Annotated in this window: 18 protein-coding genes and 1 pseudogene; 9 read left to right on the forward strand and 10 right to left on the reverse strand. The window is 48.6% G+C overall.

Annotated features, from left to right (window positions below):
- Position 1 precedes the first annotated feature (1 nt).
- The 9 genes from topA to FRZ59_RS13815 form a co-directional block, all read right to left on the reverse strand.
- Positions 2–2359, reverse strand: coding sequence for a type I DNA topoisomerase (gene topA / locus FRZ59_RS13785; protein ID WP_132128411.1), 2358 nt, complete (start codon positions 2357–2359; stop codon positions 2–4).
- Between the two features lie 927 nt (positions 2360–3286).
- Positions 3287–4075: an acyl-CoA carboxylase subunit beta gene (locus FRZ59_RS19505; RefSeq protein WP_349290846.1), complete on the reverse strand. Its 789-nt coding sequence runs from the start codon at positions 4073–4075 to the stop codon at positions 3287–3289.
- A 32-nt stretch (positions 4076–4107) separates the two neighbouring features.
- On the reverse strand, positions 4108–4920 hold the full coding sequence (locus FRZ59_RS19510; protein ID WP_262713129.1) for a carboxyl transferase domain-containing protein: 813 nt from the start codon (positions 4918–4920) through the stop codon (positions 4108–4110).
- 11 nt (positions 4921–4931) lie between these two features.
- Positions 4932–6401, reverse strand: a complete 1470-nt coding sequence (gene guaB, locus FRZ59_RS13795; protein ID WP_132128412.1) for an IMP dehydrogenase — start codon at positions 6399–6401, stop codon at positions 4932–4934.
- Positions 6402–6500: 99 nt separating this feature from the next.
- A complete protein-coding gene (locus tag FRZ59_RS13800; RefSeq protein WP_132128413.1) occupies positions 6501–7907 on the reverse strand; it encodes an ammonium transporter in 1407 nt (468 codons plus the stop codon).
- Between the two features lie 114 nt (positions 7908–8021).
- Positions 8022–9125, reverse strand: coding sequence for a DNA-processing protein DprA (dprA, locus tag FRZ59_RS13805; protein ID WP_132128414.1), 1104 nt, complete (start codon positions 9123–9125; stop codon positions 8022–8024).
- A 32-nt stretch (positions 9126–9157) separates the two neighbouring features.
- Entirely contained in the window at positions 9158–9781 is a 624-nt protein-coding gene (gene rsmG / locus FRZ59_RS13810) for a 16S rRNA (guanine(527)-N(7))-methyltransferase RsmG (RefSeq protein ID WP_132128415.1), read from the reverse strand.
- A complete protein-coding gene (locus FRZ59_RS19155; protein ID WP_225975068.1) occupies positions 9772–10128 on the reverse strand; it encodes a glycosyltransferase family 2 protein in 357 nt (118 codons plus the stop codon). The genes rsmG and FRZ59_RS19155 overlap by 10 nt, the downstream gene beginning before the upstream one ends.
- Positions 10125–10901 (reverse strand): glycosyltransferase, encoded by a 777-nt coding sequence (locus FRZ59_RS13815; protein WP_225975069.1) that lies wholly within the window; start codon positions 10899–10901, stop codon positions 10125–10127. The genes FRZ59_RS19155 and FRZ59_RS13815 overlap by 4 nt, the downstream gene beginning before the upstream one ends.
- 53 nt (positions 10902–10954) lie before the next feature.
- Here FRZ59_RS13815 and tgt point away from each other — a divergent pair, with 53 nt between their 5' ends.
- From tgt to FRZ59_RS13840, 5 genes are all read left to right on the forward strand, one after another.
- Entirely contained in the window at positions 10955–12085 is a 1131-nt protein-coding gene (gene tgt / locus FRZ59_RS13820) for a tRNA guanosine(34) transglycosylase Tgt (protein WP_132128417.1), read from the forward strand.
- An 11-nt stretch (positions 12086–12096) separates the two neighbouring features.
- Complete coding sequence (locus tag FRZ59_RS13825) at positions 12097–13206, forward strand: LptF/LptG family permease (protein ID WP_132128418.1); 1110 nt, start codon at positions 12097–12099, stop codon at positions 13204–13206.
- Between the two features lie 22 nt (positions 13207–13228).
- On the forward strand, positions 13229–14083 hold the full coding sequence (locus tag FRZ59_RS13830) for a DMT family transporter (RefSeq protein ID WP_262713130.1): 855 nt from the start codon (positions 13229–13231) through the stop codon (positions 14081–14083).
- Between the two features lie 46 nt (positions 14084–14129).
- The gene (locus FRZ59_RS13835; protein WP_132128420.1) at positions 14130–15008 is read left to right on the forward strand and encodes an AraC family transcriptional regulator; all 879 of its coding nucleotides are present in this window, start codon (positions 14130–14132) and stop codon (positions 15006–15008) included.
- Between the two features lie 261 nt (positions 15009–15269).
- Positions 15270–15605, forward strand: a complete 336-nt coding sequence (locus FRZ59_RS13840; protein WP_132128421.1) for a hypothetical protein — start codon at positions 15270–15272, stop codon at positions 15603–15605.
- A gap of 70 nt (positions 15606–15675) precedes the next feature.
- On the opposite strand, the gene FRZ59_RS13845 is transcribed toward FRZ59_RS13840, so the two are convergent.
- On the reverse strand, positions 15676–17223 hold the full coding sequence (locus FRZ59_RS13845) for a hypothetical protein (RefSeq protein WP_132128422.1): 1548 nt from the start codon (positions 17221–17223) through the stop codon (positions 15676–15678).
- A 144-nt stretch (positions 17224–17367) separates the two neighbouring features.
- Here FRZ59_RS13845 and FRZ59_RS13850 point away from each other — a divergent pair, with 144 nt between their 5' ends.
- From FRZ59_RS13850 to sufB, 4 genes and pseudogenes are all read left to right on the forward strand, one after another.
- Complete coding sequence (locus FRZ59_RS13850) at positions 17368–18540, forward strand: 2-isopropylmalate synthase (protein ID WP_132128423.1); 1173 nt, start codon at positions 17368–17370, stop codon at positions 18538–18540.
- Positions 18541–18561: 21 nt separating this feature from the next.
- A pseudogene (leuC, locus tag FRZ59_RS13855) lies at positions 18562–19967 on the forward strand (3-isopropylmalate dehydratase large subunit).
- A 15-nt stretch (positions 19968–19982) separates the two neighbouring features.
- Positions 19983–20579, forward strand: a complete 597-nt coding sequence (gene leuD, locus FRZ59_RS13860; RefSeq protein WP_132128425.1) for a 3-isopropylmalate dehydratase small subunit — start codon at positions 19983–19985, stop codon at positions 20577–20579.
- Positions 20580–20796: 217 nt separating this feature from the next.
- Entirely contained in the window at positions 20797–22242 is a 1446-nt protein-coding gene (gene sufB / locus FRZ59_RS13865) for a Fe-S cluster assembly protein SufB (protein ID WP_132128426.1), read from the forward strand.
- Positions 22243–22252: the final 10 nt, after the last annotated feature.

Here is a 22252-nt window from a genome sequence, read left to right on the forward strand (position 1 = left end):
TTTAGGATTTTTTGCGTTTTGGTTTAGACTTCGGATTGGCTTTGGCTTCCTCCGACAGCTTTACGCAATCTTCGTAGCTTAAGCTTGCCGGATCGGTCCCCTTGGGGATCTTTACGTTTTGTTTTCCAAAGGCAATAAAAGGGCCCCAGCGTCCATTGAGTACCTTTACATCGGGGTTTTCCTCAAAGGTTTTGATGGTTTTTTCCGCATCTTTTTTCCTTTTTTCCAGAATAATCTCTATGGCCTTCTCTTCAGCAATATCCAGCGGTTCCATATCTTTCGGAATGGAATAGAACTTTTTATCATGCTGGATATAAGGGCCGAAGCGGCCGATGTTCACCTGCATTTCCTTTTCCTCGAAAGACCCTATCTTTTTAGGAAGCTTGAATAATTCAAGGGCTTCTTCCAGTCCGATGGTTTCAATGGACTGGCTGCCGCGCAGGCTCGCATATCGTGGCTTTTCTTCTTCACTGCTTTCTCCCAATTGCACGAAGGGACCATACCGGCCAATGCGCACGGCCACCCGCTTTCCGCTCACGGGGTCGAGGCCAAGTTCACGCTCGCCGGTAGCCTTGCCGGCATTTTCTATGGTTTCTTCGACATTCTTGTGGAAAGGGCCGTAAAAATCTTCCAGCATGCGGGTCCACTCCTTCATTCCCTGGGCTATTTCATCGAATTCCTTTTCCACGCTGGCCGTGAAATTATAGTCCATGATCCCGTTAAAATGCTGCATCAGGAAATCATTGACAACGGCGCCCACATCACTGGGGAATAACTTATTCTTTTCCGCGCCAGTGATCTCAGTCGCTGTTTCCTTTTTGATCTTTCCTTCGGGGAATTTAGCCAGGCTTTGCGTTTTATCGGGTGTGGGGAGCGTCAGTATCCGGTATTCCCTGGGCTTTCCATCCCGGTCTTCCTTTATCACATAGCCTCTTTTCTGGATAGTTGAAATAGTCGGCGCGTAAGTCGAGGGCCGGCCAATCCCCAGCTCTTCGAGCTTCTTCACCAGGCTTGCTTCCGTATAGCGGGCAGGCGAACGGGAAAAACGTTCGGTGGCCTGCATCTGTTCCAGTTCCAGGGACTGCCCCTGATTCAGGGGAGGCAGCATTCCTTTTACCTCGGATGTATTTTCATCTTCTTCATCCGTGGATTCCATATAGACTTTGAGAAATCCGTCAAATTTCAGCACTTCGCCCTCTGCCTGTAATTCTTCTTCGCGGGTGGAAATGCCAATTTTTACGCTGGTTTTTTCGAATTGCGCCTCGCTCATCTGGGAAGCGATTGCACGTTTCCATATCAGCTCATACAGGCGCTGCGCCGCCGCATCCCCTTCCACAGTATGCTGTCCGAAATAAGTAGGACGAATAGCTTCGTGCGCTTCCTGGGCGCTGGCGCTTTTGGTCTTATATTGCCGCAGTTTATGATATTTGTCTCCGTAAGCTTTGCTGATCTCCTGCCTGGCGCCTTCCAGGGCGGTATCGGAAAGATTCACCGAATCCGTACGCATATAGGTGATCTTCCCGGATTCATATAATTTCTGTGCCACCAGCATGGTTCGCGAAACAGAAAAACCTAGTTTCCTGGAAGCCTCCTGCTGCAGGGTGGACGTAGTAAAAGGTGCTGCAGGCGAACGTTTTGCCGGCCTCACTTCCAGGCTGTTCACCTTGAATTCAGCAGAAATACAGCTTGCAAGAAATTCTTCGGCCTCTTCCACCTGCCGGAATCGCCTTGGCAATTCCGCTTTCAGTACTGCCTTTCCATCCACGCGAAAAACCGCCGTCACCCTGAACTGCGCTTCCGCGGTGAAGGCGTTGATTTCGCGCTCGCGCTCCACTATGAGACGAACGGCGACTGATTGCACCCTCCCCGCCGAGAGAGAAGGCTTTACTTTTTTCCACAGCACCGGGGATAATTCAAAACCAACAAGGCGGTCAAGTACCCTTCTCGCCTGCTGCGCCCGAACCAGGTCGTAGTCGATCTGCCTTGGGTTTTGAATGGCCGATAAAATGGCAGGCTTAGTAATCTCATGGAATACTATTCGTTTTATCTTGTCATCAGGCAGCTTCAACACTTCGGCCAGGTGCCAGGAAATAGCTTCCCCCTCCCGGTCCTCATCCGTCGCCAGCCATATAATTTCCGCCTTTTTCGCAAGCCTCTTTAACTCTTCCACCACGGCCTTTTTCTCAGAAGGAACTTCGTATTTCTGGGAGAAGGCATTCTCAATATCTATGGCATCGTCCCCCTTAACAAGATCACGTATATGCCCGTAACTTGACTTCACAAGAAAATCGGGGCCTAAATAGCCTTCTATTGTTTTTGCCTTCGCTGGTGATTCAACTATCAATAAGTTTTTAGCCATCCGGTTTAATGCTGCTGACCGGCCAGGGGATTAATTTACTGACCGGCATTCCGCAAAGAAAGAGATTTGCATTCAAAAACAAAAACTATTAGGCCGAAACCTTACCCTTTGTCGGTTTAAGGTTCAAAGTTCATGGTTTAAAGTTCAAGGTTTAAGAGTTTTTAGTTTCCGGTTTATAGTTGTGCTTAGGGTTGGTTCAAAGTTTAAGGTTTAAGGTTTAAAAGTTTTTAGTTTTTAGTTTCCGGTTTGTAGTTGCGCTTGGGGTTGGTTCAAAGTTTAAGGTTCAAGGTTCAAGGTTTAAGAGTTTTTAGTTTTTAGTTTCCGGTTTGTAGTTGCGCTTGGGGTTGGTTCAAAGTTTAAGGTTTAAGGATCAAGGTTTAAGAGTTTTTAGTTTTTAGTTTCCGGTTTGTAGTTGTGCTTGGGGTTGGTTTAAAGTTCGGGGTTTAAAGTTTAAGGGTTAAGAGTTAAGGGTTAAGGGTTAGGGGTTTTCGGTTTATAGATATTGTTTGGGGATGGTTCAATTCGAAGAACTTTTGTTTTTGGGGGGCGGTGCAAATGCCGGGCTTTGAGTCTGGGGTTTGGCTGCTGGCAGTAACTTCAGCTGCTGTTAACCAATATCCACCAAAACAGATAAACTACAAGCGGATAATGGAGAATAGAAGCTATGACAAAAGAACTACAGGCCGGCTAAAAATCGAAAACAACAGATCAAAAACCAGAAATCGAAGATTGTAAACCAGAAACGAAAAGTTAGAACAAGGAACCGGAAACTATAAACTTTACACTAAAAACTGAAGGCCAGAAACAGAAGGCTAAAAACTATGAAACGAAAACCTAAAAACTGACCAGAAACCAAAAACTATAAACTATAAACTATAAACCAAAAAAACAACTTCGAGCATGAAACTTCAAACTGTTGCGAAGCAACTAAGTCTGAATGATTCCCGGGTTGAATCTTTTTTCGACAGGCGCATGGTTGGCTGCGGAGATGCCTTCGGAAATAATCCGGCGGGTTTCAAGGGGATCAATTATGCCGTCTACCCATAAGCGGGCGGCGGCGTACCAGGGCGTAAGCTGCGCATCGTAGCCTGACGTGATCTTTCGGAGTAATTCCTGTTCCCTTTCAGGGGTAATGGATGTTCCTTGTTTTTTCAGGGCCGATTCTTCTATTTGAAGGAGGGTTTTGGCGGCCTGGGAACCGCCCATTACTCCCATGCGGGCCGTGGGCCAGGCGAAGATAAGACGGGGATCATAGGCTTTGCCGCACATCGCGTAATTTCCGGCGCCGTATGAGTTGCCGAGGATGAAAGTAAATTTCGGGACGACTGAATTGGCTACTGCGTTCACCATTTTTGCCCCGTCTTTGATAATTCCGCCCTGTTCCGAACGGGAGCCGACCATGAAGCCGGTGACATCCTGCAGAAAGACCAAAGGAATATTTTTCTGGTTGCAGTTCATGATAAACCGGGCGGCTTTGTCGGCGGAATCGGAATAGATCACTCCTCCGAACTGCATCTCTCCTGTCTTCGTCTTTACCACCTTGCGTTGATTGGCCACAATACCTACGGCCCAGCCGTCAATACGGGCAAGGCCGCAAATGATGCTTTTGCCGTAGAGTGCCTTGTATTCTTCTATTTCCGAAGCGTCGGTAAGCCGGCGAATAATGTCCAGCATATCATAGGGCTTTTCCCTGTCTTCAGGCAGCAGGCCGTAGATTTCCCGGGGGTCTTCGGAAGGAAGTACCGGATTTACCCGGCTGAAGCCGGCGCGGGGGTATCTCCAAGTTTATCCATGATCCCGCGGATGGCTTCCAGGCAGGCATGATCGTCCGGAAATTTATAATCGGTCACTCCTGATATTTCGCAATGGGTGCCTGCTCCGCCAAGGGTTTCATTGTCCGTTTCTTCGCCGATAGCCGATTTTACCAGGTAAGAACCAGCCAGGAATACCGACCCGGTTCCTTCCACGATCATCGCTTCGTCGCTCATAATGGGTAAGTAAGCGCCCCCTGCCACGCAGCTGCCCATGATCGCGGCTACCTGGACAATGCCCATGGAGGACATTCGTGCGTTGTTCCGGAAGATACGTCCGAAATGTTCTTTATCCGGGAAGATATCCTCCTGCAGCGGCAGGAAAACCCCGGCGCTGTCCACGAGGTAGATAATGGGTAACCTGTTCTCCATCGCTATTTCCTGCGCCCGGAGGTTCTTTTTTGCGGTCATGGGGAACCAGGCGCCTGCCTTCACCGTAGCATCATTGGCCACGATCACGCATTGCCGGCCGGAAATATAACCGATGCCCGTGATCACGCCGGCCGATGGGCAGCCGCCGTATTCTTCGTACATGCCATTGGCGGCCAACGCACCGGTTTCCAGGAAATAACTGTTTTTATCGATCAACCGGGCAATTCGCTCCCTTGCCAGCAGCTTGCCCTTCGCCTTTTGTTTGGCCGCATTTTCCTCGCCTCCGCCCTCCTTTACTTTTTTAAGCCTTGCCTGCAGCTCGTTCAGCAATCGATTATTAGCATCTTCGTTCTTGTTGAATTCCAGGTTGATGGGCATGACAAGCAGGTTTACCTCGAATAATTGGGGGCTTCCTTGGTGATGATGATATCATGGGGATGGCTTTCGCGGAGGCCTGCAGCCGTGATCTTAACAAAACGGGCTTTCTGAAGGTCTTCGATGGTGGCGGCCCCGCAGTAGCCCATGCCGGCCCTGAGGCCGCCGATATACTGGTGCATCACTTCACGCAGCGTGCCTTTATAGGGTACCCTTCCTACGATACCTTCGGGCACCAGTTTTTTTATATCGTCTTCCACATCCTGGAAATAGCGGTCTTTGGAACCCAGTTCCATCGCCTCCACGGAACCCATGCCGCGGTAGGATTTGAACTTCCTTCCTTCGTAAATAATAGTTTCACCCGGAGATTCTTCCACACCGGCAAACAGTGACCCGGCCATTACGGAACTTGCGCCGGCAGCAATAGCCTTTACAATGTCCCCCGTTTGCTTTATCCCGCCGTCGGCGATTACCGGAATACCCATGCCTTGCAGGGCTTTAGCCGCCTCATATACAGCGCTTAGCTGCGGAACGCCTACGCCGGCAACCACGCGGGTGGTACAAATGGAGCCGGGGCCAATGCCTACTTTCACGCCGTCTACGCCTGCGTCGGCCAGGGCTTTGGCGCCTTCGCCGGTACCTACGTTCCCTGCAATGATCTCCAGGTCAGGAAAACGCTCCTTCACTTTTTTCACCTCGATGATCACACCCCGGGAATGGCCGTGGGCGGTATCAATGATGATCACATCTACTCCGGCATTTACCAGGGCAGCTACCCTGTCCAGCGTATCAGCGGTAACACCTACAGCAGCCCCTACCCGAAGGCGTCCATGGGTATCCTTGCAGGCAGTAGGGAAGTTCTTGAATTTCTGAATGTCTTTGTACGTGATCAGTCCGCTCAGCCGGCCATCCTTATCTACCACCGGAAGCTTCTCAATTTTATGATTCTGGAGGATCTCCTCGGCCTTGGCAAGATCGGTTCCTTCCGGAGCAATCACCAGGTTATGACGGGTCATGACCTGACCCACCTTCATCGTAATGTCCTTCTGAAAACGGAGATCGCGGTTAGTAAGAATACCGGTCAGTTTGCGCTCGCCGTCCACAATGGGAATACCCCCGATCTTGTATTCCTTCATCAGCGCCAGGGCTTCCTCCAGCGTGGCATCGTCCCGAAGCGTCACCGGATCCAGGATCATGCCGCTTTCCGACCGCTTCACCTTTCGCACTTCCAGCGCCTGCCGCTCAATGCTCATGTTCTTATGAAGAATCCCTATTCCGCCTTCCTGTGCAATAGCAATGGCAAGGGCCGATTCCGTCACCGTATCCATGGCGGCGGAAACAATAGGAATATTGATGCGGATATTACGGGTTAATCTTGTCTGGGTATTTACTTCGCGCGGAAGGGTCTCCGAATAGGCCGGTATGAGCAGCACATCATCGTAGGTAAGGCCTTCTCCGGCAAATTTTAAGGGGTCTGACTGCATGGCAAATAATAGAATTAAGGGTGTATTATTTGCCGCACAAAATTATCAATTTTTTCGATATTTTCATGATTTTTTTCAGTCAGCCCCCTCTTTCCCGGTTTATATATATTGTTTTTCTTCCGTGAATGCGGGCTCATCCTGTTTCAGCCGGCCTTTCCGGTCGATCAGCATCTGGCCTTCCAGGTACTTTTCGTCATGCTGACTTACGTCCAGCCCCAACTCTTCTTCTTCAGCAGAAACACGAAGCGGGTAAACCAGGTTGATGGCCTTGAATATCAGCCAGGACATGCAGAAACTGTATCCAACCACCAATAACATGCCCAGCAGCTGGTTTTTAAAGAGGTCTATATTTCCATACCACCATCCGTCACTAATTGCGGCGTTTACTACTGAGCTGGCAAAAACGCCGGTAAGTAACATGCCTACGATCCCTCCTACGCCATGGCAGGGAAATACGTCCAGCGTATCGTCTATGGTGGAACGGGATTTCCAGTGAACGAAGAGGTTGGAAACAATACTGGCGATAAGGCCAATGAACATGCTATGGGGAATACCTACAAAGCCCGCCGCAGGAGTAATGGCCACCATACCTACAACGGCGCCGATGCAAAATCCGAGCGCGGAAGGTTTTCTTCCCCTTGCGGCATCAAATAATATCCATCCCAGGCCCGCTGCCGCCGTCGCCGTATTGGTTGTGGCAAAGGCCGAAGCTGCCAGGCCATTGGCTCCCAGGGCAGAACCTGCGTTGAAACCAAACCAGCCAAACCATAAGAGCCCCGTTCCGAGCAAAACAAAAGGAATATTGGCGGGTTGAATGCTTTTCTTTTGAATATGATCTTTACGACGTTTCAGAATAAGCGCGCCGGCCAGCGCCGCGCAGCCTGCGGAAATATGAACCACGGTCCCCCCGGCAAAATCAAGTACGCCGAGTTTAAAGAGAATTCCGTCCGGATGCCAGGTCCAGTGTGCAATTGGCGCGTAAACTAGCAGGCTGAACAGCACCATAAATAATATATATGCCGTAAACCGGATGCGTTCGGCCACCGCTCCCACAACCAGAGCGGGGGTAATTACGGCGAATTTCATTTGAAAAAGGGCAAACAACAATAAAGGAATAGTTGGAGCCAGGCTCCAGGGCTCTCCAGGGGCGACGCCGCTGAAAAAGAAAAAGGTTGCCGGGTTCCCGATGAAGCCGTTTACGGATTCGCCGAATGCCAGGCTAAAACCGACGACCACCCATATCACACTGATAAGTCCGGTCGCGATGAAACTTTGCAGCATCGTAGAAATCACGTTTTTCCTGTTAACCATTCCCCCGTAAAAAAAGGACAAACCGGGTGTCATCAGGAAAACAAGCGTAGAAGCCACCAAAATCCAGGCGACATCGGCACTATTTATACCTGCCTGTTCAAGATTCACTCCTTCAGCAGGAATAAAAATTGCCACAATACTGATCAGCGCCAGCACGATTAGCGGAAAAACGGATTTAAAACCAATCTTTTTCATTGTTTTATAATTTTAACACAAAAATACACAACGAAATATTACAATTTCAAATTTTTCACGCTTTTTTTATTAAAAAATCAATTTTAAAAAGACGAAACGTCTTAAAATTTTGGATTATTTACAATAAACATAGCCTTTACCGGGTATATTACTTATAAATCCATGCATTTCCAGTTGCAACAAGATAAAAAATAAGCTTTCTTGTGAAAAATCAGCGCGAATACGGAGATCGTCAATTAAAATGCTCCCGGATTCTATAATTATTTGCAGCACTTTCCTTTCTTCTTCCGTAAGATTTCCAGAAGGAGCATTTCCCGAAGGTTCCTGATCCGGCTTTTTATCCCAGCCAAGATACCAGGCTACGTCAGCCGCGCCGGTAATAAGCTGGGCTTTATGATCCCTTATAATGCGCAGGCAACCCCGGGAATTTTCATCGCGCAGCCTTCCGGGGAATGCAAATACCTCCCGGTCATAACTGGAGGCGATATCCGCTGTGATCAGGGCGCCGCCTTTTTCGTTTGCTTCTACGACAATAGTGGCGTCCGACAGGCCTGCGACTATGCGGTTCCTTTTTGGGAAATTTTCCGGAAGCGCCGGAAAATCGTGGAAAAATTCGCTAAGCAAGCCGCCTTCCTGTTCCATGTCCCGCGAAATGCGGGAGTGAGCGGCAGGATAAATGCGGTTAAGGCCGTGTCCTAACACACCAATGGTAGCCAGCTTGTTTTTCAGCGCTGCCCGGTGCGCAGTGACGTCAATCCCATAGGCGAGCCCGCTTATGATCAGCGGGTCATAAGGACGCAGGCCTTCAACCAGGGTTTCGCACAACATATTGCCATATGGGGTTGCCCTCCTGGAACCTACAATACTGACCACACGTGGATGATCAATATTCGTATTTCCCCGGAAAAATAAGAGGACGGGTGCATCATGGCAGTGCTTTAACCTGCGAGGATAACTTTTGTCCAGGTAAAATAGCAGCCGGGTACCTGCTTTTTCTGCAATTTTTAATTCCGCTTCCGCCTGTTTTAAGGCATCGGTAAACACGGGAGGCATAAATGAGCGAACAAGCTTCTCCCCGATTCCGGGTAGCCGGACAAGGTCTTTTGCCGATTCGCGGAAAACAGCTTCTCCGCTTCCGTAGTGATCCAATAGTTTACGCGCAAGCACGGGGCCGATTCCCGGCAGCAGCGTGAGCGCCAGCTGATGAAGACGTGACATAGGTAGAAATTTTTTAAGCCGGTGGGTTTACACTAGCTTAGCGGTACATGCACTACATATTTCGTATCAAAATAAGGTTCGTCAAAAAATTCATTTACCGGGTAACTTCTGGCAGGCTGCCCCAACCCGGCGATCTCTTCAGCCAGGTCACCTCCTTTTAAATACAGGATCCCATTGTCCAGTTCGTTGAAAGAATTCTTGCTGATCTTGTCCTTTACCCAGGAATAGAATTCCGGAAGGCGGGTAACTGCGCGGGAGATCACGAAATCAAAGCGCCGGTCAATGGTTTCTACCCGTTGGTTTGCAGCAGTTACGTTTTTCAGGCCCAGGCTTTCAGCTACTTCCTTTACTACCTTGATTTTTTTCCCGATGGAATCTGCCAGGTAAAAACTGGTTTCCGGGAACAGGATCGCGAGCGGAATACCCGGGAAGCCACCGCCGGTCCCTGCATCCAGCACCCATGTGCCGTCCTTAAAGGAATTCACTTTGGCAATGGCCAGGGAATGAAGGACGTGCCGCTCGTAAAGGTGGTCGATATCCTTCCTTGAGATCACGTTTATTTTCGCGTTCCAATCAGTATAAAGCGCTTCCAGGGCTTCAAACTGTTCTGATTGAGTCGCTTCAAGGGAAGGGAAATATTTTCTGATCACTTCCATTGCACGTTTTCCGGTGAGGTTGGAGTCAGGTTCATTATTAATATATATATATGGTATAGCAAATCCAGGAAAGGGAGGAAAAGCCAGAGGTCGCCGGCTTTCATTCTTTTCATTACAGGGCGAAAAACAATGTACTGGACAAGCCATTTACTGCCTGCGGCAACTCCCAGGAAGACGGGGTCCCAGGCGATGCCCGATAAAGTAAAAAGACAGGCATAAAAAAGGATAGCAGCGCACGCATGCAGGCTGAGAAAAAATTTATGTTTTCCCCTGTAGTACTTTCCAACGCTTTGGTGCCTCCTTTTCTGGCGTATATAGTCGCCCCAGGTTAGCTCCGCTTTGCTCACGGTCTGGCTTTCGCGCGAAAACGCGATACGGGTATTTCCGCTGTCCGCCGCCCGGTTAACAAAAAGGTCGTCATCGCCGGACCTAAGGTGAAGATGACTGGCAAAACCTTTCTGTTTAAAAAAAGTGACTTTTTATACGACAGGTTACGGCCCACACCCATGTAGGGCATTCCCGCAAGGGCAAATGAAAGGTAGTTAATGGCCGTATAAAAGGTTTCATAACGTATAAAAGCGTTCAGCAATCCCTTTCTTTTTTCGTAAGGCGAGGCTCCCAATACTATTTCTGTTCCTGCATGTGCATAGCCACGCTGCATATTCTTTATCCAAAAGGGGGAAAGCGGCCGGCAATCGGCATCCGTAAACAAAAGCAGTTCATGGGCAGCTGCCTTCACGCCCATTGTCAGGGCAAACTTTTTACCTTGCCGGTATTTGTCATTTTCCGGGATATCCACCACCCGCAGCCCCGGATATTGCTCTTTCAGTTCTTTCAGCAATTCCGCGGTGCCGTCGTAAGACCGGTCATTCACTACAATGACCTCAAAATCGGGATAATCCTGCGTCAAAATAGCGGGCAGATAGCTTTCCAGGTTACCGGCTTCATTCCTCGCCGCTACGATAACGCTCACCGGCTGCATGGGAGCCTCTCCGTCTTCCCCCTCCCGGTAAGAAAACAACTTCCTGTAAATGAATAAATAATAAGCAAGCTGTACAAGCGTTGCCGCAAAGAGCAACAGGTAAAGCAAACCAGGCAGACTTTGTAATTCTATTTCCACCCCCGAAGATAAAAAAATAAAATCTGAGAGGGGGTTCTTATCTTTGCCATTGCATGAATTTTAAGTTGGAACATTCCGACCCTTTATCGCGGGCAAGGGCGGGAACACTTCATACCAGTCACGGAACAATTGAAACCCCGGTATTTATGCCAGTTGGCACGGCCGGCACGGTAAAAGCGGTGCATCAACGGGAACTGAAAGAAGATATCCGCGCGCAGATCATCCTGGGAAATACTTATCACCTTTATCTCCGGCCGGGCCTGGACACTCTCCATAAAGCCGGAGGGCTCCACCAATTCAATGGCTGGGATGCTCCTATACTTACCGACAGCGGAGGTTACCAGGTATTTTCCCTTTCAGGCACGCGAAAGATAAAGGAAGAAGGCGTTACTTTCCGTTCGCATATAGACGGATCCAGGCACCTGTTCACGCCGGAAAACACCATGGATACCCAGCGTATCATTGGAGCCGATATTATTATGGCGCTGGACGAATGCACTCCCTACCCCTGTTCCTATCGCTATGCCGAAACCTCCCTGCAACTTACTCATCGCTGGCTGGAACGATGCATCAACCATTTTAAGGCAACAGAGCCGCTCTACGGATACGATCAGATGCTGTTCCCCATTGTGCAGGGCAGTACTTACAAAGACCTGCGGAAGGCTTCGGCCGAAACCATCGCTTCTTTCGGCCAGGAGGGAAATGCCATCGGAGGCCTGTCTGTGGGCGAGCCGGCTGAAGAGATGTACGAAATGACGGAAATAGTCTGTGAGATCCTTCCGGCAGACAAACCGCGGTATCTCATGGGAGTGGGCACTCCCGCTAATATCCTGGAATGTATTTCCCTTGGAATTGATATGTTCGACTGCGTAATGCCCACCCGGAACGCGCGCAACGGGATGCTCTTTACCAGGAACGGGATCATTAATATAAGGAATGAAAAATGGAAAAACGACTTTTCCCCCATTGACGAAGAAAGCGATTTGTGGGCTGACAAACATTATTCAAAGGCCTACCTAAGGCATTTGGTTACCAGCAAAGAGATTCTGGGAGCGCAGATAGCTTCACTTCATAATTTACATTTTTATCTTTGGCTGACGGGAGAATCCCGGAAAAGGATCATTGACGGCACCTTTGCCCGCTGGAAGGACCAGATGGTCAAAGCGGTTTCGGCCAGGATTTAGCAATAACACGGATGCGAAAAAGGCGTTTTAAAATACCGGGAATAAGCCTGCTTGACCGTTACATTATTAAACGGTTCCTGGGTACCTTTTTTCTTACTCTTGCTATTTTTATGGCAATTGCCGTGGTATTTGACATCTCGGAAAAGATGGACGACTTTCTTAAATGGGAGGCGCCCGTTGAAAAGATCGTTGTTGACTACTATTTAAATTTCGTTTTATTTTACGCTTCCTTCCTTAGCCCCTTCCTGATCTTCGTATCAGTCATTCTGTTTACGGCCAAGATGGCCAATGATACCGAAGTAGTAGCTATCCTTAGCGGGGGCATCAGCTACAATCGTTTCCTCTACCCCTATTTCCTGGCGGCGCTCTTCCTGGCGGCCATTACGTTTGTTTTTAACGGATATGTTATCCCGCCGGCTACCAAAACGAAGTACGACTTCGAGATGACCTATGAAGAAAAGAAGAACAGCGGGGTGGCCAGGGATATTCATATGCAGCTGGACGCGGAAACATTCGCTTATGTAGAATCCTTTAATATAGATAACAGCGTGGGCTATAAGTTCTCCCTGGAACGCTTCGAGGGCCAGGACCTTCGCTATAAACTGATGGCCGACCGGATCCTCTGGGACACTACACTCAACAAGTGGCTTATAGAAGATTACAGTATACGGTATATTGACAGTTTACGGGAAAAAATGATCCGGGGCGATAAAATAGACACTACCCTGGCTTTCAGCCCGTCGGATTTTGACATAAAGGACGATGAGCTGACCACTACCATGACCATGAATGAGCTGGAAGAGAATATACGGGTAGAAAAGATCCGCGGAACAGGTAACCTTGAAGTATTCCAGTACGAGTACCACCGGCGGTTTGCGTCCCCTTTCACCGTCTTTATCCTGGTACTCATTGGCGTTTCTCTTTCTTCGCGCAAATCGCGGGGCGGTGTGGGAGCTTCTCTGGGGCTGGGGATCGGACTAAGCTTTCTGTACGTGCTGTTCATGCAGTTCGCCAGCGTTTTTTCCATACAGGGAAACGTCCCTCCCGTTGTTGCTGCCTGGCTTCCAAATGTGATCTTCGGATCTATCGCCTATTATTTATACAGAATTGCACCTAAGTAACACCATAAAACTTCATTTCACGGTGTTCATCTGGGGTTTTACCGCTATTCTCGGCGCCCTGATCTCACTGGATGCCCTTCCGCTGGTTTGGTACCGGGTATTGTTTGCAGGAATTTCCCTGGCAGTATTCCTTCGCTTTCGCGGAAAACTGGCCCTGCTGCCCTCCAGGAAGCTTCTGCGCCTGCTTGGGATAGGCCTGCTGGTTTCCGGTCACTGGATCTGCTTTTATCATTCGATCAAGGTTTCAGCCGTTGCGGTAACGCTGGTTTGCCTTTCTGCACAAACACTCTTCACCGGGCTGCTGGAGCCGGCGTTCAATAAACGAAGACTCTCACTCCTGGATGTTTTCACCGGAATCATGATCATCGCCGGCATTGCACTGATCTTTCACTTCGAGACCAGGTACACCGAAGGGATCATCGTCGGGCTGCTGGCGGCCCTCCTGGCTTGCTTGTTCACCATTTTCAATTCCTGGGAAATTAAAAAGCATGACCCGGTCACCATCAGCTTTTATGAAATGACCGGCGGATGGCTCGGCATGACGGGGTTTATTGTACTGAGCGGGGGCTTTAACAGCCTGGAGCGCTTTGCATTTTCGAACGCTGACCTTTTTTACCTTATCCTGCTCTCCACTGTTTGCACCGCTTTCGCCTATGTCTGGGGGGTGGCCGTTATGCGCGAGCTTTCGGCTTACACGGTGATCCTTATCACTAATATGGAACCTGTTTACGGGATTTTGCTGGCAGTTATCTTTTTCGGAGAAAGCGAAAGAATGACCACGGGTTTTTACCTCGGCGCCCTTATCATCATTGCCGCCGTTTTCCTGCACCCGGTGGCAAAAAAACATTTACTTGCGATACCAGCAAAAAGAACTTAGTTTTATACAGTATTCAAAGGTTCTCTTAACGGTTCCCTTAATAGTAATGAAACCAATTTTAAGAAAGGTTGACGCGGGTAACGATTACACGTTCCGGATCAGGGAGGATATTCTGCCATACCTGTACAATCATTGGCATTATCACCCGGAAGCGGAGTTAACCTTTATCAGGAGAAGCAGCGGCACCCGCCTCGTGGGCGACCATATGGAACGCTTCGGCGATGGCGATCTGGTACTTTTGGGCCCTAACCTCCCCCATATGTGGAGAAACGACGACCTGTATTTTCACCCTGGATCCCGGCATAAAAGCGAATCAATTGCCGTCCACTTCCTGCCGGAATGCCTGGGAAAAACATTTCTCCATATCCCGGAGATGAAACCGGTACGCTTACTGCTGGAAGACGCCCGGAGAGGCATCAGGCTCACCGGCGGCCTGCATGACCGGATCCGGCATAAAATGGAGGTTATTCTTCATGCGAAAGGTGTGTACCGGGTAACCAGTCTCCTGGAGATGCTTTATGATATTGCCTGCAGCAATGAAAAATTGTTTTTATCTAGTCTGGGCTTTACCCAGAGTCATTCCTTTGACCGTGTGGACAAGATCAACGAGATCTATCATTATACTTTTAATAATTTTACCCAACCCGTGAGCATTGAGGAAGCCGCGCGCAGCGCCCATATCAGCCCGCATTCCTTTTGCCGCTATTTTAAAACGCGGACATCGAAGACCTATATCCGTTTCCTCACTGAGATACGAGTAGGCCACGCCTGCAAACTTATCCTTGAAAATTCCATGAGCATCGCCCAGGTATGTTACGCAAGCGGCTTCAACAATCTTTCTAATTTCAATCGCCGTTTCAAGGAAATTACCGGAAAAACACCCCTCGAATATTACCGGATCTTCTCCGACAGGAAAACCGGCTAATGCGTCCGGCAATTTTTTTTAATCTTATTGTAGCGTTCACCTGCCTTTTCCCGTTATAGAATCAAAGACTGAACAAGCGTCTCTCCATACATCTCTTATATACGGCAAAGCCCTGTCCCGCCAAAAGCGGGCAGGGCTTTTTTAATTGTATTTAAACCCTTTAGTTTTACTTTTTTTGAGGTTAAAACCGCGGCTATAATGAAATAAATCCTACTTTTATGCCGTTGCACATTATCTACAAAAACCTATAAATAACGCACTATGAAAATTGATTTTAAACTTGTTGACGCTCTGAAAGAAAATTTTGGTGAGAACGGAGCAAGGAATTTTATTTCGTTACTTGAGGAGAAAATAAAAATGATTTACCAGGACAAGCTAGCTACCAGGAATGACATTGCCCTTCTTAAAAGTGATATACGTCAGTTAGAAGGGAATATAAGCCTGCTAAAAGCAGAAGTTAAAGGAGATACGACCGCGCTTAAACTGGAAATTGCAAATTCTTATAAATCATTGTTGAAATGGCTGATTAGCATGCTTGCACCACTTTATATAGCGCTGGCTGGTTTCATCATAACCCTGCTCATTAAAATTTTGTAACGGGGAGGATGGTGTGCCGGGCTTCGTGTACAGAATGTCCGCGCGCCCGGTCTACTTAACGGGTCCGGTTTCAGCGTTTGTTTTTCTCAAACTTTTCCCGGATCACATCCTGAACGGGCCTGTTCTCAATTTTGCTTTCCAGCCAGGAAATAATATCCAGGTAAAGAAAGGCGCGTTTTTCATAAGGATGTTCCGAGAGGAGCAGTAAGCGGCTCCTGAGCTTTTTAAATTCTTCTTTCAGCTGGTACTCATAAATGCGACCCAGGTTCCGCACAAAGATCATGATCTCCTGCTGTACCTGGTGCAGTTCATTCATTTTGACAATAAACTTGTAAACGGCTTTTATCTGGTAATCCAAATGCTCATCCAGCCCTTCCTCATAGGAAGCAATAAGATGGAGGATCCGGGCGAAGCATTGGAGGTCCTCCCGCAGCCCTTCTTCCCGGCAATCGGTGACTTTTTTCAGGTAGGCAATGGCATTCAGGTTATCCCCGCTCCCGAAATAAAGACAGGCAATCTTATAATAAAGTACGAGAATATGATGCGAGTCCAGGCCCGGCCGCCGTTGTTCAAGCATATCCAGCAGCCCCGGCAATATTTCACTGACGCCTTCTGAAAAGGTGCCTTCCATGAAATGCTTATTGATCCGGTTGGTATAGAGATACATAAAGGCAAGGGTTTCTGTATTTCCCTCCAGCATGATCTCACCGCTTTCAATATCATGACTCAATTTATCAAGCCTTTCCCCAAACTTTGAGTAATGCTGCAGGTAAAACAATGTATCAAGCAGGTAATGATAGCTTTTAAGATAAGGGCCAGGACTTATTTTCTTCATCAGGGGGTATTCCTCGTACAGGTCAACCCAATGCTGGGCTGAGCGGTAACACAAGGGAAAATCCTGCATAATATGATAGTACCAAACCTGGGCCTGGTAAAGGAACAGCTTTTCATCAAAGCCCAGCTTATCTATTTCCAGGGAGGGTAAATTGGCATTAAAATAGGCTTCGACAAATGCCCTGTCCTTTTCATTTCGGACATACCCTACTTTCAGGTAAAGCCCGTATAATTTCAGGGAAAGGTTTGACAGGGCGTTTTTCCGCTGAATATGTTGGTTCAGCTCACTTGCTTCAGTGGCCAGTTGCTCTGCCCTGTTACTCAGGCTTCGCGTAATATGCTGAGACTCGATCAGCTTTTCGAATTCGACGATTTCCAGGACGATAATATCCTGGTTATACTGGGAAGCAAGGCCTTTGGCCCTTTCGAGCAGCTTCAGGCTTTGCATATACAGGCCCTTATTATAAAGGATACGTGCAAAATCAATTTGCTCACGTAATTGCAGTTCAAAGCTGATATCCGTATATTTCAACCGGAGGCTGATCAATACCTGCTTATACAGGTGAGCCTTCATATTGGCAAGCTGCATTTTAGTAACCGGCGCCCTTTGAAGGATAAGGTATTCATCATAGGCCGCCATGCGGTCCATGGTATCAAATAGTTTAATGAATTTGGCGTCTTCATTGGACGTAAGCCGCCTTGCGTATAGCTTGAAATTTCTTTTCTCCGATTTTGAAAGCGATTTGATAAGTTGGAACAGGGGGTCTGATTTCGCGTTTGCCATTGTAACGAACAGTATTTTAATTTATTGATTATCAAACTAATGCAAAACACAGCCAAAATTTAGCTGTTGTAGCAGTAAAGTTAATGCAATTTTAATAAATCATGCTATCCGGTAGCTTCGTGAACATAAGAAAGGAATGCAGCAATGGCCCCAAGGAAAATAGAAATATTTGACACTACGTTACGTGACGGGGAACAGGTCCCCGGTTGCAAGTTAAACACTCCGGAAAAAATAGAGATCGCCCGCCAGCTCGAAAAGCTGGGAGTGGACATTATTGAAGCAGGCTTTCCTATTTCCAGCCCCGGTGATTTTAATTCGGTCGTAGAAATTGCCAAAGCCGTAAAAGACCCGGTCGTATGTGGTTTGTCACGTGCGGTAAAAAGGGACATTGAAGTAGCGGCAGACGCCCTGAAGCATGCGAAACGCCCGCGTATTCATACCGGGATAGGCACCTCGGAAACCCATATCCGGTATAAATTCCGCACTACTCCTGAAAAGATCATAGAATGGGCGGTGGATGCGGTCAAATATGCCAAAAGTTTCGTGGAAGACGTGGAGTTTTATGCCGAGGACGCCGGAAGGACAGATAACGAATACCTGGCACGCGTATGCGAAGCCCTTGTGAAAGTAGGCGTAACCGTCCTTAACATCCCCGATACGACAGGTTACTGTCTTCCGGAAGAATACGGAGCCAAGATCCGTTACCTGAAGGAAAACGTAAAAGGTATTGATAAGGTAACGCTTTCGACGCACTGTCATAACGATCTTGGACTCGCTACCGCTAATTCCATCGCCGGAGCGGCAAACGGCGCCGGGCAGATCGAATGTACCCTTAACGGCATTGGCGAGCGCGCGGGAAATACTTCCCTGGAAGAAGTAGTGATGGTTATTAAACAGCATCCTGGCCTAAACCTTTATACAGACATCCAAACGCGGCTGCTTTATCCAAGCAGCCGTCTGGTGTCTGACCGTATGGGCATGATCGTTCAGCCTAACAAAGCCATTGTCGGCTCCAACGCATTTGCGCATTCGTCAGGCATTCACCAGGACGGTGTGATCAAGTTCCGGGAAACCTATGAGATCATCGACCCCGAAGAAGTGGGTGTTGACCAGTCATCCATCGTGCTTACGGCACGGAGCGGACGGGCAGCCATCGCTTACCGCTCCCAGAAACTGGGTTACCACCTTACCAAAGACGAACTGGATAACGTTTATCAGCTGTTCCTCGATTATGCGGACCGGAAGAAGGAGGTGATGGACGAGGATCTGCACGAGATCATGAAGATTTCAAATATCACGGCGAGAGTAGAGGTTTAAAGAGGTTTTAATGAAAAGCTCATGGGAAAAACGATATTTGAGAAGATATGGGACGCACACGTCGTATCTACTGTCGAAGGCGGCATTGACGCTCTTTACATAGACAAGCATTTTATTCATGAAGTGACCAGCCCGCAGGCATTTTCCGAGCTGGAGAAACGCGGGCTGCCCCTTTTCAGGCCGGAAAACATGGTGGCTACAGCCGATCATAACGTACCCACCCTTAATCAGCACCTACCGATTCCTGAAGCATTGTCCCGGAAACAGGTAAACACCCTGGAAGAAAATTGCAGGAAGTTCGGAGTAGAACTGTACGGGCTGGGACATCCTTACCAGGGAATTGTCCATGTTATCGGACCTGAACTGGGAATTACCCAACCGGGAATGACCATCGTTTGCGGGGATAGCCATACGTCTACTCACGGAGCGTTCGGTGCGGTAGCCTTCGGCATCGGCACCAGCCAGGTTGCAATGGTAATGGCCAGCCAGTGCCTGCTGCTTAGCCGGCCAAAAAAAATGCGTATTACCGTAAACGGGAAAACCAGCCCGGGGTATACCCCAAGGATGTGATCCTTTACATTATTTCAAAGCTGGGCACCGGCGGCGGCACGGGACATTTTGTGGAATATGCCGGAGAAGTCTTTCGGGATATGAGCATGGAAGGCCGGATGACCGTATGTAATATGAGTATTGAAATGGGTGCCCGCGGCGGCCTCATTGCCCCCGATGAAAAAACATTTAATTATATAAAGGGACGAAAGTTCGCGCCAAAGGGAGAAGCTTTTGAAAGAGCCGTATCCTATTGGAAGACTCTTTCCAGTGATGAAGACGCCATATTCGATACGGAATACCATTTTGACGCGGCGGACATCGAACCCATGATCACCTACGGAACCAACCCGGGAATGGGGATTGGTATTTCCGGCCACATTCCCAGCCTGGAGGAAGTCCCGAACAAGGAGAATTTCCGGAAATCCCTCGATTACATGGGGCTGGAGCCCGGCTCTTCACTCCTTGGAAAAACAATTGACCATGTATTCATTGGCAGCTGTACCAATTCGCGTATGGAGGACCTTCGCCTGGTAGCCAGCGTTGTAAAAGGCCGCAGAAAGGCAGAAAATGTCCATGCCATGATCGTTCCCGGTTCCCGGCAGGTGGCGGAACAAGCTCATGCGGAAGGAATTGACCGCATACTGAAGGCTGCTGGTTTTGAACTTCGCGAAGCCGGCTGTTCGGCTTGCCTGGGAATGAATGAAGACAAGATCCCTGCCGGGGAATATTGCGTTTCGACTTCTAACCGCAACTTTGAAGGCCGCCAGGGTCCGGGCGCAAGGACGTTCCTCGTGAGCCCTCTGGTTGCCGCCATTACAGCTCTTGAAGGCCGGATCGTAGATGTCAGAGAATACCTGAACCTGGTGGAAGCATAGTATCGTATCAATAAGATGGAAAAGTTCAAGACGCTCATATCAACGGCTGTGCCCTTGCCCGTAGAAAATGTGGATACAGATCAGATCATTCCTGCCCGCTTTCTAAAAGCTACCAGCAGGGAAGGCTTTGGAGACAACCTTTTTCGCGACTGGCGGTTCACCGCCGAAGGCGAGCCAAAGCCGGATTTTGTACTTAACAACTCCCTTTATTCGGGAAGTATTCTGCTGGCCGGACGTAATTTTGGTTCCGGATCCAGCCGGGAGCATGCTGCATGGGCTATCTATGATTATGGTTTCAAGGTGGTTGTATCCAGCTTTTTCGCCGATATTTTCAAAGGGAATGCACTTAATACCGGGCTGCTGCCGGTAGAGGTTTCAGAACCCTTCCTTCAGCAATTGCTCACAGCTGTGCATGCACGGCCGCAGACGCTGTTGAAAGTGGATCTTGAAAACCAGGAAGTGTCGCTTCAGGATAGCGGCCTGTCCGAAAAGTTTGGGATCAATGCCTATAAAAAGACCTGTCTCCTGAATGGTTACGACGATATTGATTACCTGCTTAGTTTAAAAGACCGCATCCGGGCCTTTGAAGAACAAAGAAGTTTAACCATCTGATTCCTGCCGGGCAGTCCGGTGTGCATAATATCGGTGGAAAACAAGCATAAATCGGCGGAATTATGTAACTTTGGCGCGAATCAAAACAAAGCCCCCTGGGCTATGTTGAACCCATTGAGACGCTTTGAAAAGACTCCCGGAAATCGATGGAAAAGCCTTTCGCCGCCGGTCAAACAAAGTTATTTAGAATGGGTTTAAGTTATGTAAGTTCAGTGCTATGAGTGAAGATTTGAAAGTTCTTGAAGAAATTACCCAATCGGAGTATAAATATGGTTTCCATACCGATATTGAAACCGAATATGCGCCGGCAGGGTTAAACGAAGATATCATCCGTTTTATTTCGGCAAAAAAGGAAGAACCTGAATTCCTGCTGGAATGGAGGCTGAAAGCGTTCCGTAACTGGCAGAAAATGGAAGAACCGCATTGGCCGAATGTAACCTATCCGGGGATCGATTACCAGAAATTATCGTATTATGCTGCTCCAAAGAAAAAGCCGCAGCTTAACAGTCTGGACGAAGTCGACCCTGAATTGCGTGCCACCTTTGACAAGCTGGGCATTTCTCTTGATGAACAAAAGCTGCTGTCAGGGGTAGCCGTAGATGCGGTATTCGATTCCGTTTCTATAGCGACCACCTTCCGCGAAAAGCTGAAGGAATCGGGCGTGATCTTTTGTTCGGTAAGCGAAGCGGTGAAAGAACACCCGGAACTGGTAAAGAAATACCTGGGCTCGGTGGTTCCTCCCGGCGATAATTTCTTCGCCGCGCTGAATTCGGCCGTATTCTCTGACGGGTCCTTCGTATATATTCCCAAAGGAGTGCGCTGCCCCATGGAGCTTTCCACCTATTTCCGTATTAATGCCCAGAATACGGGCCAGTTTGAACGTACCCTCATCATCGCAGAAGAAGGCGCTTACGTAAGCTACCTTGAAGGCTGTACCGCCCCTATGCGGGATGAAAACCAGCTTCATGCCGCCGTTGTGGAGATCGTGGCCCTTGATAATGCCGAAGTAAAATATTCAACAGTACAAAACTGGTATCCCGGTGACAAGGATGGAAAAGGCGGGATCTACAATTTTGTGACGAAGCGCGGAATGTGCCAGGGGCATCATTCCAAGATCTCCTGGACCCAGGTAGAAACCGGTTCGGCCATTACCTGGAAATACCCGAGCGTGATCCTGAAAGGAGATTACTCAATGGGCGAATTTTACTCTGTGGCGGTTACTAATAACCGTCAACAGGCCGATACCGGCACAAAAATGATCCATCTGGGAAAAAACACCCGCAGCCGGATCGTTTCCAAGGGTATTTCCGCCGGCTTCAGCAATAATTCTTACCGCGGCCTGGTAAAAGTGGGAAAGAACGCCACGCAGTCACGTAATTATACCCAATGCGACTCCCTGCTGATTGGCGATAAATGCGGCGCGCATACGTTCCCCTATATCGAGGTAAAGAACAAAACCGCCCAGATAGAACACGAAGCAACGACTTCCAAGATCGGGGAAGACCAGATATTTTACTGCAACCAACGCGGCATTGGCCCGGAAGAAGCGGTAAGCCTTATAGTGAACGGTTACTGCCGGGAAGTATTGAACCATTTGCCCATGGAATTCGCAGTAGAGGCTCAGAAGTTACTGGCAGTAAGTCTCGAAGGCAGCGTAGGTTAATTTAAAGCAT

It is taken from the genome of Anseongella ginsenosidimutans (assembly GCF_008033235.1).
Classification (GTDB): Bacteria; Bacteroidota; Bacteroidia; order Sphingobacteriales; family Sphingobacteriaceae; genus Anseongella; species Anseongella ginsenosidimutans.

What these genes read in the sequence shown, in the direction of transcription:
- topA (WP_132128411.1), bottom strand. Translation starts at nt 2,359, where the DNA reads ATGGCTAAAAACTTATTGATAGTTGAATCACCAGCGAAGGCAAAAACA.
- FRZ59_RS19510 (WP_262713129.1), bottom strand. Translation starts at nt 4,920, where the DNA reads ATGCCCATCAACCTGGAATTCAACAAGAACGAAGATGCTAATAATCGA.
- guaB (WP_132128412.1), bottom strand. Translation starts at nt 6,401, where the DNA reads ATGCAGTCAGACCCCTTAAAATTTGCCGGAGAAGGCCTTACCTACGAT.
- FRZ59_RS13800 (WP_132128413.1), bottom strand. Translation starts at nt 7,907, where the DNA reads ATGAAAAAGATTGGTTTTAAATCCGTTTTTCCGCTAATCGTGCTGGCG.
- dprA (WP_132128414.1), bottom strand. Translation starts at nt 9,125, where the DNA reads ATGTCACGTCTTCATCAGCTGGCGCTCACGCTGCTGCCGGGAATCGGC.
- rsmG (WP_132128415.1), bottom strand. Translation starts at nt 9,781, where the DNA reads ATGGAAGTGATCAGAAAATATTTCCCTTCCCTTGAAGCGACTCAATCA.
- tgt (WP_132128417.1), top strand. Translation starts at nt 10,955, where the DNA reads ATGAATTTTAAGTTGGAACATTCCGACCCTTTATCGCGGGCAAGGGCG.
- FRZ59_RS13825 (WP_132128418.1), top strand. Translation starts at nt 12,097, where the DNA reads ATGCGAAAAAGGCGTTTTAAAATACCGGGAATAAGCCTGCTTGACCGT.
- FRZ59_RS13835 (WP_132128420.1), top strand. Translation starts at nt 14,130, where the DNA reads ATGAAACCAATTTTAAGAAAGGTTGACGCGGGTAACGATTACACGTTC.
- FRZ59_RS13840 (WP_132128421.1), top strand. Translation starts at nt 15,270, where the DNA reads ATGAAAATTGATTTTAAACTTGTTGACGCTCTGAAAGAAAATTTTGGT.
- FRZ59_RS13845 (WP_132128422.1), bottom strand. Translation starts at nt 17,223, where the DNA reads ATGGCAAACGCGAAATCAGACCCCCTGTTCCAACTTATCAAATCGCTT.
- FRZ59_RS13850 (WP_132128423.1), top strand. Translation starts at nt 17,368, where the DNA reads ATGGCCCCAAGGAAAATAGAAATATTTGACACTACGTTACGTGACGGG.
- leuD (WP_132128425.1), top strand. Translation starts at nt 19,983, where the DNA reads ATGGAAAAGTTCAAGACGCTCATATCAACGGCTGTGCCCTTGCCCGTA.
- sufB (WP_132128426.1), top strand. Translation starts at nt 20,797, where the DNA reads ATGAGTGAAGATTTGAAAGTTCTTGAAGAAATTACCCAATCGGAGTAT.